The sequence below is a fragment of the Microcystis sp. MC19 genome (assembly GCF_003019735.1).
GTDB lineage: Bacteria > Cyanobacteriota > Cyanobacteriia > Cyanobacteriales > Microcystaceae > Microcystis.
In genome coordinates this window covers 3,140,494-3,155,852 of record NZ_CP020664.1, presented here as the reverse complement: position 1 = coordinate 3,155,852, position 15,359 = coordinate 3,140,494, and the positions used below count along the sequence as shown (strand labels likewise).

The following is a 15,359-nucleotide window of genomic DNA, read 5'->3' as shown; positions in this document are numbered from 1 at the left end:
AGATGATAATGACTGTTATTCCCGACTTAAAAACTCTCTGCGAAATTGATGATTCTCTCTGGTTAGAAGAAACTATAGAGCTGCTCAAGGCTAAAAATTTTGACGCTTTAGATTTAGACAATTTAATCGAGGAGTTAGAAGATTTGGAAAACGAAAAAAAGTTTCGTGTTGCTAGTTTGTTAGAGCAAATTATTAGACATTTTTTACTGCTACAATTTTGGCAAGATGAAAGAACATATAATCGTTCTCATTGGCGCTCAGAAATTGTCAATTTCAAAAACCAGATCGATACTTATTTAACTAATAATCTCCGTAATTATCTCAGTCAAGAATTACCTCGTATTTACCAGAAAGCCTTAAATTATGTTAGAGAAAAAACCGATAATCAAGTTAGTTTTCCTGGAGAATGTCCCTACAGTTTAGAAAATCTGCTCGCTCTCGATTGGTTGCCTCCAGAAAATGAATAAAGGAAAAAACGAAATGCTGAAAAAGTTTCTACGTTGGCTAATTATTGGGGGAACCTTATTTTTCGTTCTCAGTAACCTTAAAAATAACTGGGATAACGTCACCTCAGTTAGAATTGAAAATCATGGCTGGTTATTTCTTTTCTTGGCACTTGTAACCACGGTTATTGCTCAAATTTGGGCAGGATGGGTGTGGACATGGATACTCAAAAGCTATCAACAACCGATTAAAACCTCCGCAGGAATTGGCATCTATATGATTACCAATTTAGGAAAATATCTACCCGGTAATATCGGTCATTTTTATGCTCGCATCGTGGCAATTAATAAAGCAGGAAGTGATTGGGGAACAGCTAGTTTAAGCGTTTTATTAGAACTTTTATTACTGGTATGTGCGGCCTTAGCCATAGCAGTAATTGGTAGTGGTTTAGGTTGGATGAAATCTAGCTCAAGTCTAGGGATACAGATATTAGTTTTAGGATTAATTTTAATCGGCATTCATCCCAAATTTTTAAATTATCCTCTCAAAATCCTTAGCCAAAAGAAAAAGATTGCTCAAGAACCTGTTTATCTAACTAAATATCCTCTCGTCCCTCTCCTGGGTGAAACTGGATTTTTATTGTGGCGCGGTGCGGGTTTTATTTTGGCTGGAATGGTGTTAAAAATGATTGCCCCCGCTCAGATTTTACCCCTCTTAGGAACCTTTAGTTTTGCTTGGTTATTGGGGTTAGTTGTCCCCGGAGCGCCGGGGGGATTAGGAGTTTTTGAAGCCACAGTGATCGCACTTTTAGACGCAGAAAACTTTCCCGCCGCTAACGTACTTGTCACCGTTGCTATCTATCGTTTAATTAGCATTCTCTCCGAAGTCATTGCCGCCGGAATCGGGACAAAATTAGTTAAAGATAAAGCCAAGTTTTTTGGTTAGCTTAGGGATATTAGTCGGGCCTGTTAGCCCAATGTAACCCATCCAGAAGAAAAGTTTTGATCATTGTTAAGCCAAGATAATTTTCTCAACTCCTAAAATCTATCTCCTCACTCCTAAATTCTGATGTAACATAGGATCAATAATCAGCAAAAATCTGGACACTCCCACCTAGAGAGGCCGAAAAAATGACGATTGCCAAAAGCGACGAAACTGCCACCTCTCCGGCACCGATAGAAGAAGATTTCGAGGACTTTTGGGAACCACCCCCACCCCCCACAGACTTAATTTTTGATGATGGTGAACCCTTGGAAAGCAACCGACACCGCATTGCCATGAATGTCTTGATTCGCTCCCTACAGCAGGGTTACGGCGAGCGAGACGACTTCTACACCGGTGGCAATATGTTTATTTATTTCAGCCGCGAACAGGTGAAAAATCGCGATTTTCGCGGGCCAGATTTCTTCGCCGTCCTCAATGTCGATGGCAAGAGAGAGCGACAGGGTTGGGTAATTTGGGAAGAAGAGGGACGTTATCCCGACGTTATTGTGGAATTAACCTCTCCTAGTACCGCCAAAACCGATAAAGTCCGAAAAAAAGCCATTTATGAGGGAACCTTCCGCACGCCAGATTATTTCATCTACGATCCTTTTGATGGCAATTCTTTACAAGGATGGCATTTAGGGGCCGACCAACGCTACCATTCTTTAGAACGAAACGAGCGCGGCTGGTTATGGTGCGAAAGCTTAGGCTATTGGTTGGGAACTTGGCAGGGGACTATTGACCGAGAAACGGCAATTTGGGCGAGATTTTATGACCCAGAAGGCAATTTAATCCCCTTGCCAGAAGAAGCGGCACAGGAGCAAGCAGCCGCGGCACAGGAGCAAGCAGCCGCGGCACAGGAGCAAGCAGCCGCGGCACAGGAGCAATTAAATGCTACTCAGCAAGCTCTGGAAGCGGAGAGACAGCGTTCTCAACAGCTGGCGGCTCGTTTGCGAGAAATGGGGATAGAGCTATAGTATAGCTGTATTTGTTTAGGTGAGGAGGTAAACTGCTCCTGTTCCTCCTCGTTCAAAGTCGGTTAATTTCTCCTTTCACGGTTGAGGGAGCCTGCAATCCCAGTGTATTTGAAATCTAGCTCGACACCTGTTTGCTGCTGTGATTACCTTTTGGACAGTGGGTAATTATTGATCAGAGTTTTCTTTTATTCTTCCTTAAACAGTAAACAGTGAACTGAAAACTGAAATCTGATAACTGATAACTGATAACTGATAACTGTCTCAACTAGGAAATTTATTTGGCACGACTACTTATATGTCTAATCTATCTTTAGGCGCGCAACCCCCCCTCGAATTTATCCCCCCTGACCTTAATCCCTTGCTTTTAAGGGGATGTCAAATCTTTTTACCTCTCTGGTTACAAACTCAAACCAATTTAAGGGAAATTTCCGCCGCCAATCTAGAAACTTTAATCACATTTTATCAAAAAAGTCAAGAGAAAAAAGTCCGTTTACTGCTTGCTTTTCGTCATCCCAGTATTAACGACCCCTACTGTATGGCCTATCTTTTGTGGAAATTAGTACCCAAAAAAGCCAAAGAGTTAGGAATAAAATTACCAGCACCGATTCACGCTCATTTTATGTACGATCGAGGGATTCCTTTATGGGCTGGAGAAAGGGTAGGATGGTTATATTCTAAGTTAGGTGGCACACCAATTCAACGGGGAAAAGCCGATTTAATCGGATTGCGTTCGGCTCGTCGTTTATTATTAGAAGGAGATTATCCTTTAGCCGCCGCTCCAGAAGGGGCAACTAACGGACATAATGAGCTTGTTAGTGCTATTGAGCCGGGTATTTCTCAATTGGCTTTTTGGGGTGTGGATGATGTCAGAAAGGCTAAACAACAGCAAGAAGTAATTATTTTACCTATTGGTATTCAGTATTTTTATCTAACTCCAGTGTGGCAAGAGATCGAGCAAATTTTAACTAATTTAGAAACCGATAGCGGTTTAGAACCAATTCCGAATTCATCCCCAAAAGAAAAGGTTTTATACGAGCGTCTTTTTCGGTTAGGAGAAAGATTATTATCCTTAATGGAGGATTTTTATCGAGATTTCTATTATCAATCTTTGCCAGTAGTGCCTGCCAATGGTGATGATCCAAATGAAACTCTAGCCAAACGTTTAGCCAATTTATTAGATGTGGCCCTACAAACCGTACAAAAGTATTTCAATGTTTCTTCTAATGGTAATGTGATCGATCGCTGTCGTCGTTTGGAACAAGCAGGATGGGAACGCATTTATCGGGAAGAATTAAAACCCACTCATTCTATTTCTCCCCTTGAATTAGGATTAGCTGATCGCCTGGCCGATGAAGCTAATTTAAAAATGTGGCACATGAGAATTGTGGAAAGTTTTGTGTCAGTAACTGGTTATTATGTCAAAGAAAAACCCACTGTAGAAAGATTCGCAGAGACAATTTTATTACTCTGGGATTTAGTGACAAGAATTAAAGGAGGTAATCCCTTTTTCCGTCCCCAAATTGGTCAACAAAAAGCGATAATAACTATTGGTAAACCTATTTCCGTATCCGAGCGCTATGGCGATTATAAAAGCGATCGACGCTCGGCCGTAGCACAATTAACCCAAGATTTACAAACCAGTTTAGAAAGTTTAATTATTCATCAGTAGATAATTAATATCAAAATGTTTTAATTTTTTATCCTATCTATGAGTAAATATAAAACTTTGCATATCAAAGAATCTATCTCTCTTTTAAAAGTCTATCTGCTAGAGGCAGAAAAAACTCAGCCGATACAAGCATTGATTGATTTTAAAACATCTCAGTCTGATAATATTAGACAGTTTGCTCAATTTTCAGATTATAGCTATAGCACATTATACAAATGGTTTAGGCGTTATCGTCAGCAAGGAATTAGAGAATTTATCAAAATTAATCCTCTAGAATCAACCATTGGAGAAACATTAATTAATCGAGACGGTGAAGTTATTTTTTACCAAGAAATATTCAATGATAAACAAAGTGAATATTTGCTAAATATTTTGCAAAATGAGATAGCTTGGCGACAGGATTATATAAAAATGATGGGGCAAACCTTACCTCTACCTCGATTAACTGCTTGGTATGGCGATTCAGATAAATCCTATACTTATTCAGGAATTAATATGAATCCTCTTGCTTGGACAGATACCTTATTATATATTAAAGAGAGAGCGGAAACTCTAGCAGGTACGAAATTTAATAGCGTGCTTCTGAATTTTTATCGAGATGGTCGAGATAGCGTCGCTTGGCATAGTGATGATGAACCAGAATTAGGCAAAAATCCAGTTATTGCATCGGTTAGTTTTGGCAGCACAAGAAAATTTTCACTTAAACATAAACAGGAGGAAGATATTATCAATCTTGAGCTAACATCAGGTAGTTTGCTAATCATGCGCGGAGCAACTCAACACCACTGGTTACATCAATTACCCAAAACTAATCACAATATTTCTGCGAGAATTAATCTTACTTTTAGGGATATTATCTAACCATGAACGAACTTAACAATTTATACCACTTAATTATCGAAAATTTAATTGATCTGAATAGACTACAGGGAAAAAGTCTTAGTATTAAATCTTACTTACAATCTTTGCAACCTGATGTTAAACGACTAAGAAGTAGTTTTCATACTAATCATGTAAGTGTAGATTATTCTAATTATAACACTCAGGCTGCTTACTTACTGGCTTACTATCCTCATTATGTAGAAATGACTTATAGAGTTTTGGAAAGCTTGCAAGAAAAAGACCCCAGCTTGATGCAGCTAGTTTTTGATAAAAAACATCTCAAAGTTTGTTTATTTTGCGCGGGTGCTGCACCTGAAGCTCTTGGTTTATTAAGTTTTTTACGACAATTTTACCCAGAAGTAAAATCGATAGTTATCTATTCCTACGACCTATATTCTGATACTTGGCGAATCAGTCAAGACATCACTAAAAATATAATCAACAATTGCTTTAAAGACTATCATTTTGCTCTCCTCAGTCATCATTTAGATATAAATCAAATTGATTCTTTTTTTTCAATAGTTAGTAATATAAAAGACAGCAATATTTTCATGTTTCAAAACTGTTTAAATGAATTTGGAGAAAATGATAAAGATTTAAAAACAATACTTGAAAACATGAAATTCTTATCAGAAAATATGCCTAGCCATAGCTTTATGTTTATAAACGATTTGAGATTATACACTCAAGTTAACAGAATTATAGATAGTATTATTAGTATAATTAATGATTTAAATAAAACGAACTTTGATGATTACAATGAACAAGCATTTTTGATCAATAAGAGTATGGAAGAAACTTTCAAATCATCAATCGCCATTTCTGATAATGTAACGAAATATTTATTAACGGGTGCGAACAACTTAATTCCCAGAAAAATAATTAATTATAATTATCTTAGCGTTTACAAAATTTTCAGGAAAGAAAGCAAGCTATTTGAACAAAGTATTGATAATAAATATATCGATTTATTAGAACAAGTTAACCGACTACAAACTAAGTTTAATAGTTTTGATGTTAAGCTAGAACAGTTATTAGCTGTTGAAAGTAATTATTTAAAAATTTCTGAGATTGTAGAATCCTATGATCAAAAATTAGAGGAATTTCAGACAACCTTGCAAAAGCAAAAAGATACAATACAAGCTGATTTAGAAACTTTTAAATCTCATCTGCAAAATCTTGAGACTAAGAACTCGAAACAAAAAATTAAGTTAGAGGAAATTGAGCGCAGACTGAATCGTTTTCAGGAAGAACGAAAAAACTTAACACGCCAACTAGAGAGAAATCGCAAAGCCGTTATATTCGCCATCTTAATTGGCTTGCTAGGGGTTATTTTAGGAGTTATTGCTCTATTTCGATGAAAATAATAGACAACAATTAGGGTTTGCTGAAAAAGTTTGTTGTTGGAGTCAGTTATCAGTTATCAGTTATCAGTTATCAGTCATCAGTTATCAGTTATCAGTTCACTGAGAAAACACCCCACACCCCACACCCCACACCCCACACCAGGAAAAACTTTTTCAGCAGACCCTAGTATAGGAGATAGTACGGGAATCTGGAAAAACTCAATACCGAAAACCCTACCCCAGTCAGGGAATCTTTTATCTATCCTAAAAGTGTAGAGATAAACCAACATCTCTAGCCTTAAGAAAACTTCGGAGGTGACTTATATGGCACTTATACGTTGGGAACCTTTCAGAGAAGTAGAAAGCCTACAAAAAGAAATGAACCGCTTGTTTGACCGTATCGTGCCGACTGATGTAGGCAATGGCGAAAAAATGGGGTTGTCCTTCATCCCAGCGGCGGAAATTACCGAAACGCCAGAGGCAGTTCAGCTTAAACTGGAAATACCTGGTATGGAAGCCAAAGACCTCAACGTGGAAGTAACAGCCGATAGTCTGACCATTAATGGTGAAAGAAAATCGGAAATTAAAACCGAAGAAGAAGGATTTACCCGCACTGAGTTCCGTTATGGTAAATTCCATCGGGTTATTCCTCTACCAGTTCAGGTTGATAACACTAACGTGACGGCTGAATACAAAGATGGCATTCTCAATCTCACCCTCCCGAAAGCGGAAGAAGAAAAAAATAAAGTGGTGAAAGTGTCCATCAATCCTGCCATTGCTCAATGATGTAGCTCTCATTGTCCGGTCTTGAGCGAAAGAGTTAACCTAGTCTGATTAAACCAAAGCGGGAGTATTAAATCATACTTCCGCTTTTAGCTTCCTAACCTTTTAACTTAAAACTTCTAACACTGCTTGGGGTGATAATTTATCTTTAAACCAGATAACCTGAGCGGGTAGATTTTGAAATTTAACTCCAGCTTTTTCTAGATTTAACCGTTCCGATACGGCTAAAATTAAATTATTTGCTTGGGCCGATTTGACCTGCAAGAATTTTTTTTGTAGGTATTCTGGTCGCCAATAACCAACAATTTCGAGGAGAAAAACGCGACCATCGGGATGCACTAAACGGAAATCGGGAATCATCACTCCTCCGGGTAAAGGCACTAAATCCACTTCCCTTTCTAGTTGCCATTCAGTTTTTAACTGTAACCAACGTTTAGCGAAAGATTCCTCTAACATACTATCGTAGGGTTTACCCGGGGAATAGTGGGAGACCAGACCACAGTTATCCTCTAAATTGAACTGTTGTTTTTTAATAGTTCCTGTATAGGAATCTTTATACTGTAATTGTGCCTTCAAATTCCAGTGAGTCACATGGAGTAAGGCAGGAATTAATTTAGCGATTTCAATGCCATAACGACTATTAGCTTTAAATAAACTGGTGGGACCATCGATAGTAATAGTAAATCCCGTGTCGGCATCCCCTTCGATATAAGTCATTAAACGAAATAGTTTTAGATAGCGAAAGAGATATTTATATTCCCCCGGATCGTTGCGGTGGACATTGATGATTAAATAACTGGCCCGATAAAAAATACCTTGAATTTGCGAGAGGTTAAAACGATGAATTAAGTTTTCGGGGGTGGGAGCATCAAATTGAGTGAGAATTTTATTCTCTGCTAAATCAGCATAGAGTCCTTTTTCTAGAGCTACTGGAAAAATTTCTTGATTTAATTCTTGGCTGAGTTGCTGGGCAATTTTTCCCAGAATTAGCGATCGATTTTGGGGAATAGGAACAAAGTTAGCCGCTTGTTCAAAAACTCTTTTTCTTAATTCCTGCGGTTCTAAGGGACTAATAATCTCAAAGGTGGCAAAATGATTGGTTAATAGGTGAGCAAATCCCCGTTTAATTTTATAATCGGGACTGTCTCCCTCTAAGATTAGGAGTTTTTGGCTTAATTCTCCTTTCGTTTCACCGATACTTTCCTGAAAACAGGTGATTTGTTCTTTGGCGATCGCCAGATAATCGGCAGCGAGCGGTAAGCGTTTAGGAATAATTGTCTCGCCATTTTGACGGGAAATCAATAAATCGGTCGGTAACATGGCAAGCTAGAGAAGAATAATCAGATGGGGAGAGGTGGGACGACAAGGAAAGTCGAAACCCCAAAAATCCCCCGCTTCTAACTATTTTGGTCGAGATAACGCTCTAAATCTTCGATCACACGGGTTAATTCTGCTTCTGTGGTTAAGCGTAGGCGATCGTCACGAACCGTTAACAAAACTTTAGCCGAAAAAGGACTCGGATAAATATTGGGATTACAAAACACTTCCAGAAATACATCACCAGTGTGCTGATATTCCAGCGGTTTTTGGGGTTGGGGTTTACCCCCACTAGCGGCATTACTGGCGATCGCTTTCAGTCGATCGAGTAAAATGTTAATTTCCCTTTGCAAATCCAGAGCAGCACTGGGACTGAAACGAAAAGTAACGGAACCTTGCAAGAGATTAAGAGTTAAAGGAATCATGGAAAAAATCAGGTTAAGAGAAAGCCTGAAGTTAATTATATTAATTTGGGGAAATTTGGGGAAATTGGGTTTTGGCGGATTGTTCAGTCATCAGTAAACAGTAAACAGTAATCAGTAATCATACTAAATCCTGTTTAAAAAGTATAGGATAGTGGGGTGTGGGGTGTAGGGTGTAGGGTGTGGGGTGTGGGGAGAAACAATTCATAACTTGAGAGTTAATCACACTATTAAAAACGGATTTGGTACCAGTGAGGTTCTTCGTTACTTGGTCTGGTTCGATCGGGGGGCTTAAATCGACCAAATCTTTATCTGGTAAGATACTTAATTGATGCGTTCGTTCTTGAGCGAAAACAATTGACAAAAATCGCAGCAATGTCTTTCTCTACTGATAACTGATAACTGATAACTGATAACTGAAGTTACCGACGCGGAACGAGATTAATCCGGCCCTCGTCCATTTCATCCATGAGTAACTCTAGGGCCTCATAATCCACATCGGAAACGTAACCAAGACGAGCGAGGAGTTCATTAATTCCGTTCTCGATTTCTGGCGTGATTTGACGATAATATAGGGCTTGTTCCACTAATTGGCGGATAGTCGGCTTGGTATCCACGATTTTCTTACTCTAGTTCGATAAATCTAATTTCCGTATCCTGCTTTACTTTATTTCAGCAAAAACACCAGTAGGATATTGGGTCATCATCAGTAATTCGGGATTAGAGCTTAAACCTAACGACTTTCCCCTGATGTTTACCCCAGTAAGTCCTGATCACTGTTCCCTTTTACCCCCAGATACCAAGGTTAACCCAGAACTGGTTCTTTGCCACAGGGTCGAAGATTAAAAAAAGATTAATCTTTTCAGGAGAGAGAAAATTGATCCAGACCGGGGTTGCAAAATCAGAAAGTTAGGACATAATAGCGGTATCTGATTTCCAGTTAAAAGGTTCATTTATGAATTTCAAAGCCCAGCCATGAAAAGCCCTGTAAAAGTCCCAGAAATTGCTCTATTTGAGCCAAAAGGCTATATTACCGCCGCCAACGTCCTAGAATTTCAAGAGCAGCTCACCAATCTGGTGAACCAGAATAGCTGTATCACTTTTCTCGTGGATATGAGTAGGGTGGAATTCCTCGACAGCGCTGGATTAATGGCTTTAGTTACCGCCTTTCGTCTGGCTCAAAGTCAAGAAAAATCCTTCAATATTTGTTCTATTCCACCTTCAGTCAAGATTATCTTTGAATTAACCCAACTCGATCGGGTTCTCTCGATTTTCCCTAGCCGTGCTGACTTTGATGCTGTTATCACCCTCCCCCAAGCGGCGTAAGCAGACAAAATAGCGTTTCTCGTCGCAATTTCTCGGCTAAATTCTGAATTTACCTGGGAATCACCCCTTGGCTGGCTATCTTCCCATTTATCCAACCGACTCCTCAGGACAACAATTTTTCTCAAGGAGAGCCATTATACTGTTGAGATGGCTCTCCTCCTTTTTGGATATTATTTCTAGGGGCAAACTACCATGGACTTGTTGGGAGCAGCTCACAAAAGACTGTCTATTAAGAAATTCCATGACTTTAGTGATGACAGAGGGGAAGGAGGGCAAGATGGTAGATAGGTAATGAGTAGTAATTTCCTAGAATCCATGACAGTCAAAAATCTCCAGTATGCTTATTTTCCCGGTTGTGTCGCCCAAGGTGCCTGTCGGGAACTATATTTATCCACGGCAGCCCTGACGGAAGCTTTGGGGATTAATTTAGTCGAACTCAAAAAAGCTGCCTGTTGTGGTTCGGGAACCTATAAGGAAGATTCGCAACTGTTGGAAGATGCCGTCAATGCGCGTAATATTGCCCTAGCGGAAGCCCTCAATTTACCCCTGTTGACTCACTGTAGCACCTGTCAAGGAGTGATCGGTCATGTGGATGAGCGCTTGAAGGAAGCAAAGCATAATAATCCCAATTATGTTGAGGAAGTTAATAATTATTTACAGAAAGAACATTGTTCCCCCTACCAAGGTACGACGACGGTTAAGCACCTACTCTGGGCAATTGTGGGCGATTATGGCTTAGATAATCTGGCGGCCAAGGTGGTTCGTCCCTTATCAGGCTTAAATTGTGCTGGTTTTTATGGTTGTTATCTCCTGCGGGCCCAGGATACTCTCCCCTACGATAATCCTTTTCAGCCGGAATCTCTAGAAAACGTCTTTCGGACCTTGGGGGCCAATCCGATTTATTATCAAGGACGCACTCAATGCTGTGGTTGGCCCCTGTCCAGTTATGCCACCACCCAATCGTTCCAAATGGCAGGAAAACACATTTTAGAAGCCATGGCAGCCGGGGCCGATTGTTTAGTCACCCCTTGTCCTTTATGCCATCTTAATCTTGATTCCCGACAACCGGAAGTGGCAAAAGTGATCGGTCGAAGTTTAGGTTTACCTGTATTACATTTTTCCCAATTAGTCGCTTTAGCGGTGGGAGTCAGTCCCGATCGTTTAGGATTAGATCGACACATCGTTTCCACCAAATCCCTCTTAAAGAAATTGGGGTTTTAGAACTCAATCAGGAGTGTTAGCAATGGATTGGTTAAAAAGAATTTTTGGCTTAGATAAACCGGTCAATGCCGCTAGTGCGATCGCAGGGAAGGCCGCTGCTGCCGGTATTCCCCCCGAAAGAGTCGGATTAGACGGAAAATACGACGAAAGCGGCCTAGCTAAACGAGTAGTTTTAGCTTTTGACGAGACACCGGATTTAGCTGATGAGGACAAATTGTGGGTCGCTCAAACTGGCAGTAAAGTTGTACTAAAAGGCAGGGTTTCCCATCAGGCGACTTTAAATAAAATGGTAGCAATTGCCAGTAAAGTCCCTGGGGCAACCAGCGTCGATAGCAGTCAAGTAACTATTGGGTGAAGTCGAACGGCTGTTAACCTCTTGTAAAAATCAAGGCTCTTCGGTTTGTGTTATGCAATGGACGGGGGTTATAAGGGATGGAACCCTTATAGAGAAAGGCATTTAGCGATTTTTGTCAATTGTTTTTGCTCTAGAGCGAACTAATCAATTAAGTCTCTTGCCAGATAAGGATTTAGTCGATTTATGCCCCCCTATCGAACCATACCAAGTAACGAAGAGCCAAAATCAAAAATTGTTGTTAGGGTTAGGAGTCAGTCCTGATGCAACAAGTTACACCGCCAAACATGAAAATATTCTGATCCTAAATCTGGTTATTAAAAACGGATTATTTATTCCCCCTTTTGCATGAGTGCCTCTCCTGATATGTAGCCTAGACTCAAGGGATTTAGTATTACTTCCGACTTTATCGCTCAATCCAAGCTTTTGGGGGGTTCTACCCCCCAAACCCCCCGTTGGGGGCGTGGCGCCGCCCCCAAACCCCCCGCGCATTAGTTTTTCGGTGGGATGCTTACACGCAGCTGCTGACACATCTGTAATAATTTAAGAGTCACTCCACTTGCAGGAGTACCTCTCCTGATATGTAGCTTATACTCAACGGATTTAGTAAGCTGTTAAGCATTTAAATTGCTTGTTGAGACGAGGCAAGAGGCAAGAGGCAAGAGGCAACAGTAAAGGGATTGGGGGAGATTCGGCTAATCTTAAGAATAAGTGCTTTAAATGCGTCTTAGCTTATGATCGACGAATTGGCGTTATTTCAGCTTCTATTTTCTAGTCAGTAGCCAGTAGTCAGTAGTCAGGAGAATTAAGAATGAAATAATAATCAGTTAAATGGTCTATTTACAGATTTTATGCGATTTAATCCTTATTTTTGACGTTTTTGAACCCTCACAAGTTAATTATGCAAGAGGTTTAATATTCCCCGTGCAAATTAACCACTAAAACCGAGAGGGTTTTTGCTAGGGTGGATAGCCCCAAGACTGGCAATCGCCCCCAGCCGGCTGCTGTAAAATAGGAAGGATAGATAAAACTCAGGAGAAAAGACCCCAGTGCCGTACAACCCCGCAGAAATCGAACAGAAATGGCAGAAGATTTGGCAGCAAATGGGATTGGACAAAACCCCAGAAAACGCCGATAAACCGAAATTTTACGCCCTCTCCATGTTCCCCTATCCATCGGGCAACCTGCACATGGGTCACGTTCGCAACTATACTATTACCGATGTGATTGCCCGTCTGAAAAGAATGCAGGGTTATCGCGTGCTGCATCCCATGGGGTGGGATGCTTTCGGATTACCCGCAGAAAATGCCGCTATTGAAAGGGGAGTTCCTCCGGCAAAATGGACAGACCAAAATATTGCCCAGATGAAACGGCAATTACAACAGTTAGGATTATCTATCGATTGGGAAAGAGAAGTTGCCACCTGTTCCCCGGAATATTATCGTTGGACCCAATGGCTATTTTTACAGTTTTTTGAATCAGGATTAGCCTACCAAAAAGAAGCGGCAGTGAATTGGGATCCTATCGATCAAACTGTCTTGGCCAATGAACAGGTAGATAGTGAAGGAAAATCTTGGCGATCGGGTGCTAAAGTAGAAAGAAAATTACTCCGGCAATGGTTCCTAAAAATCACCGATTATGCCGAACAATTACTCACTGATTTAGATAAGCTTACCGGTTGGCCAGAACGGGTTAAAACCATGCAGGCCAACTGGATTGGTAAATCGGTAGGTGCTTATTTAGAATTTCCTCTTGTTAACTCCACAGAAAAAATTGCCGTTTTTACCACTCGTCCCGATACGGTTTATGGAGTGACTTATGTAGTACTTGCTCCCGAACATCCCTTAACTTTACAAGTTACCACTCCCGAACAAAAATCGGCCGTAGAAACTTTTATTCAAGAGATAGCCAGCGAAAGCGAATTAGAAAGAACTGCCGAAGATAAACCCAAACGCGGTATTAAAACCGGAGGACTGGCAATTAATCCTTTTACTGGTGAAGAAATTCCGATTTTAATTGCTGATTATGTCCTCTACGAATACGGTACTGGTGCAGTAATGGGAGTCCCGGCTCACGACAGTCGCGATTTTAAATTTGCTCGGGAAAATAACCTGCCAATTAAGATAGTTATTACTCCAGAAAGTGGCGAAATTGAGTTAAAAGATGCTTACACAGAAGCGGGAATTATGATTAATTCCGCTCAATTTAATGGTCTGCATTCTACAGCAGGAAAAACCGCTATTATTGATTATGCCACTGCCCAAGGTTACGGCAAAGCTAGAATACAATATCGTCTCCGGGATTGGTTAATTTCCCGTCAAAGATATTGGGGTTGTCCGATTCCAGTTATCCACTGTCCTAACTGTGGAACCGTACCAGTACCTATCGATAATTTACCCGTTACTTTACCGGAAAATGTCGAATTTAGCGGTCGAGGTGCTTCTCCTTTAGCTAAGTTAGAAGACTGGGTAAATGTGGATTGTCCTCGCTGTGGAACTCCCGCAAAACGGGAAACAGACACCATGGATACTTTCATCGATTCTAGTTGGTATTTCCTCCGTTATACCGATGCTAAAAATGAAGATATACCCTTTCAATTCGAGAAGGTTAATGATTGGATGCCCGTGGATCAATACGTCGGAGGAATCGAACACGCTATCCTACATTTACTCTATTCTCGTTTCTTTACCAAAGTTTTAAGGGACCGAGGTTTAGTTAATGTCGATGAACCTTTTAACCGTCTGTTAACCCAGGGAATGGTACAGGGATTAACCTACAAAAATCCCGAAACTGGCAAATATGTCCCCGCAGAAAATGTTATCTATAAAGAGGATAAATATTGCGATAAAGACACGGGAGAAGTTCTATCTTTCTTCTTTGAAAAAATGTCTAAGTCGAAATATAACGGCGTTGATCCTCTGAAAGTTCTCGAAAAATATGGGGCTGATACTGCCCGAATGTTTATACTTTTTACTGCACCCCCAGAAAAAGATTTACAGTGGGATGATGCGGGGGTAGAAGGACAATTTCGCTTTCTTAATCGGGTGTGGCGTTTAGTCAGCGAATATATTGAAAATAAACCCAAGCAAGTCAAAAAAATAGAAACTTTCTCGAAAACTGACAAAGATTTAAGACGGGCAATTCACACCGCTATTAAAGAAATCTCCGAGGATTTAGAAGGAGATTATCAATTTAATACCGCCATTTCCGAATTGATGAAACTCAGTAACGCTTTAGGGGATAATAAGTGTTTTGCATCCCCCATTTATCGGGAAGGAATCGAAACCCTATTAATCTTACTTTCCCTCTTTGCTCCCCATCTTAGCGAAGAATTATGGCAAGCTTTAGGCCATAGCCAATCAATTCACCTGCAACCCTGGCCAAAAGTTGATCCTACTGCCCTTATTGTGGACGAGATTACCCTTGTCATCCAAATTTTGGGAAAAACCAGAGGCACGATACAAGTTCCCGCTAGTGCCGATAAAAGCACCCTAGAAACCCTCGCCCTGGAATCAGAAATCGCCCAACGTTATTTAGAGGGTAAGGAAATCAAAAAAGTGATTGTTGTCCCGGGCAAATTAGTTAATTTTGTCGTGGTTTAAATGACAGCAATTATCACAATGGTAGGGAATTAAG

16 protein-coding genes are annotated in these 15,359 nt (G+C 40.3%); 13 read left to right on the top strand and 3 right to left on the bottom strand.

The annotated features are described in order from the left end of the window. Window positions 1–8: 8 nt before the first annotated feature. The 8 genes from B5D77_RS16085 (at window position 9) to B5D77_RS16055 (ending at window position 7,088) form a co-directional block, all read left to right on the top strand. Entirely contained in the window at window positions 9–467 is a 459-nt protein-coding gene (locus B5D77_RS16085; protein WP_106909193.1) for a DUF29 domain-containing protein, read from the top strand. Then, on the top strand, window positions 460–1,389 hold the full coding sequence (locus tag B5D77_RS16080) for a YbhN family protein (protein WP_008206313.1): 930 nt from the start codon (window positions 460–462) through the stop codon (window positions 1,387–1,389). Before B5D77_RS16085 ends, B5D77_RS16080 begins: the two co-directional genes overlap by 8 nt. Before the next feature lie 185 nt (window positions 1,390–1,574). Next, a complete protein-coding gene (locus tag B5D77_RS16075; protein WP_106909192.1) occupies window positions 1,575–2,405 on the top strand; it encodes a Uma2 family endonuclease in 831 nt (276 codons plus the stop codon). 295 nt (window positions 2,406–2,700) lie between these two features. After that, complete coding sequence (locus B5D77_RS16070) at window positions 2,701–4,074, top strand: 1-acyl-sn-glycerol-3-phosphate acyltransferase (RefSeq protein WP_106909191.1); 1,374 nt, start codon at window positions 2,701–2,703, stop codon at window positions 4,072–4,074. Window positions 4,075–4,113: 39 nt separating this feature from the next. Further along, complete coding sequence (locus tag B5D77_RS16065; RefSeq protein ID WP_008206320.1) at window positions 4,114–4,935, top strand: alpha-ketoglutarate-dependent dioxygenase AlkB; 822 nt, start codon at window positions 4,114–4,116, stop codon at window positions 4,933–4,935. Between the two features lie 2 nt (window positions 4,936–4,937). Beyond that, window positions 4,938–6,317 carry a hypothetical protein gene (locus B5D77_RS16060; RefSeq protein ID WP_008206321.1) on the top strand — a complete coding sequence of 460 codons (1,380 nt, stop codon included), beginning with the start codon at window positions 4,938–4,940 and terminating at the stop codon, window positions 6,315–6,317. Further along, window positions 6,301–6,426 (top strand): hypothetical protein, encoded by a 126-nt coding sequence (locus tag B5D77_RS27770; protein WP_256386882.1) that lies wholly within the window; start codon window positions 6,301–6,303, stop codon window positions 6,424–6,426. The genes B5D77_RS16060 and B5D77_RS27770 overlap by 17 nt, the downstream gene beginning before the upstream one ends. Before the next feature lie 200 nt (window positions 6,427–6,626). Beyond that, a complete protein-coding gene (locus B5D77_RS16055; protein WP_008206322.1) occupies window positions 6,627–7,088 on the top strand; it encodes an Hsp20/alpha crystallin family protein in 462 nt (153 codons plus the stop codon). A 102-nt stretch (window positions 7,089–7,190) separates the two neighbouring features. Here B5D77_RS16055 and B5D77_RS16050 read toward each other — a convergent pair whose 3' ends face one another. The 3 genes from B5D77_RS16050 to B5D77_RS16035 all read right to left on the bottom strand — a co-directional run bounded on the left by B5D77_RS16050 (window position 7,191) and on the right by B5D77_RS16035 (window position 9,441). Beyond that, window positions 7,191–8,405 carry a DUF790 family protein gene (locus B5D77_RS16050; RefSeq protein ID WP_008206323.1) on the bottom strand — a complete coding sequence of 405 codons (1,215 nt, stop codon included), beginning with the start codon at window positions 8,403–8,405 and terminating at the stop codon, window positions 7,191–7,193. Between the two features lie 77 nt (window positions 8,406–8,482). Continuing rightward, window positions 8,483–8,827: a hypothetical protein gene (locus B5D77_RS16045; RefSeq protein ID WP_008206324.1), complete on the bottom strand. Its 345-nt coding sequence runs from the start codon at window positions 8,825–8,827 to the stop codon at window positions 8,483–8,485. 419 nt (window positions 8,828–9,246) lie between these two features. Next, window positions 9,247–9,441, bottom strand: a complete 195-nt coding sequence (locus B5D77_RS16035) for a hypothetical protein (RefSeq protein WP_008206328.1) — start codon at window positions 9,439–9,441, stop codon at window positions 9,247–9,249. 358 nt (window positions 9,442–9,799) lie between these two features. On the opposite strand from B5D77_RS16035, the gene B5D77_RS16030 reads away from it, so the two are divergent. The 5 genes from B5D77_RS16030 (at window position 9,800) to leuS (ending at window position 15,325) form a co-directional block, all read left to right on the top strand. After that, window positions 9,800–10,150, top strand: coding sequence for an STAS domain-containing protein (locus B5D77_RS16030; protein ID WP_106909190.1), 351 nt, complete (start codon window positions 9,800–9,802; stop codon window positions 10,148–10,150). A gap of 291 nt (window positions 10,151–10,441) precedes the next feature. Continuing rightward, window positions 10,442–11,371, top strand: coding sequence for a CoB--CoM heterodisulfide reductase iron-sulfur subunit B family protein (locus tag B5D77_RS16025; protein WP_008206332.1), 930 nt, complete (start codon window positions 10,442–10,444; stop codon window positions 11,369–11,371). A gap of 22 nt (window positions 11,372–11,393) precedes the next feature. Beyond that, complete coding sequence (locus B5D77_RS16020; RefSeq protein WP_008206333.1) at window positions 11,394–11,726, top strand: phospholipid-binding protein; 333 nt, start codon at window positions 11,394–11,396, stop codon at window positions 11,724–11,726. A 112-nt stretch (window positions 11,727–11,838) separates the two neighbouring features. Continuing rightward, window positions 11,839–12,075, top strand: a complete 237-nt coding sequence (locus tag B5D77_RS16015) for a hypothetical protein (RefSeq protein ID WP_159036971.1) — start codon at window positions 11,839–11,841, stop codon at window positions 12,073–12,075. A 697-nt stretch (window positions 12,076–12,772) separates the two neighbouring features. Further along, on the top strand, window positions 12,773–15,325 hold the full coding sequence (gene leuS, locus B5D77_RS16005) for a leucine--tRNA ligase (RefSeq protein ID WP_072024812.1): 2,553 nt from the start codon (window positions 12,773–12,775) through the stop codon (window positions 15,323–15,325). Window positions 15,326–15,359: the final 34 nt, after the last annotated feature.

Excerpts from the sequence above, each read along its gene's own strand:
- B5D77_RS16060 (WP_008206321.1), top strand. The coding sequence starts at position 4,938 with ATGAACGAACTTAACAATTTATACCACTTAATTATCGAAAATTTAATT.
- B5D77_RS16045 (WP_008206324.1), bottom strand. The coding sequence starts at position 8,827 with ATGATTCCTTTAACTCTTAATCTCTTGCAAGGTTCCGTTACTTTTCGT.
- B5D77_RS16020 (WP_008206333.1), top strand. The coding sequence starts at position 11,394 with ATGGATTGGTTAAAAAGAATTTTTGGCTTAGATAAACCGGTCAATGCC.
- B5D77_RS16085 (WP_106909193.1), top strand. The coding sequence starts at position 9 with ATGACTGTTATTCCCGACTTAAAAACTCTCTGCGAAATTGATGATTCT.
- B5D77_RS16075 (WP_106909192.1), top strand. The coding sequence starts at position 1,575 with ATGACGATTGCCAAAAGCGACGAAACTGCCACCTCTCCGGCACCGATA.
- B5D77_RS16055 (WP_008206322.1), top strand. The coding sequence starts at position 6,627 with ATGGCACTTATACGTTGGGAACCTTTCAGAGAAGTAGAAAGCCTACAA.
- B5D77_RS16025 (WP_008206332.1), top strand. The coding sequence starts at position 10,442 with ATGAGTAGTAATTTCCTAGAATCCATGACAGTCAAAAATCTCCAGTAT.
- B5D77_RS16065 (WP_008206320.1), top strand. The coding sequence starts at position 4,114 with ATGAGTAAATATAAAACTTTGCATATCAAAGAATCTATCTCTCTTTTA.
- B5D77_RS16070 (WP_106909191.1), top strand. The coding sequence starts at position 2,701 with ATGTCTAATCTATCTTTAGGCGCGCAACCCCCCCTCGAATTTATCCCC.
- B5D77_RS16080 (WP_008206313.1), top strand. The coding sequence starts at position 460 with ATGAATAAAGGAAAAAACGAAATGCTGAAAAAGTTTCTACGTTGGCTA.
- B5D77_RS16050 (WP_008206323.1), bottom strand. The coding sequence starts at position 8,405 with ATGTTACCGACCGATTTATTGATTTCCCGTCAAAATGGCGAGACAATT.
- B5D77_RS16030 (WP_106909190.1), top strand. The coding sequence starts at position 9,800 with ATGAAAAGCCCTGTAAAAGTCCCAGAAATTGCTCTATTTGAGCCAAAA.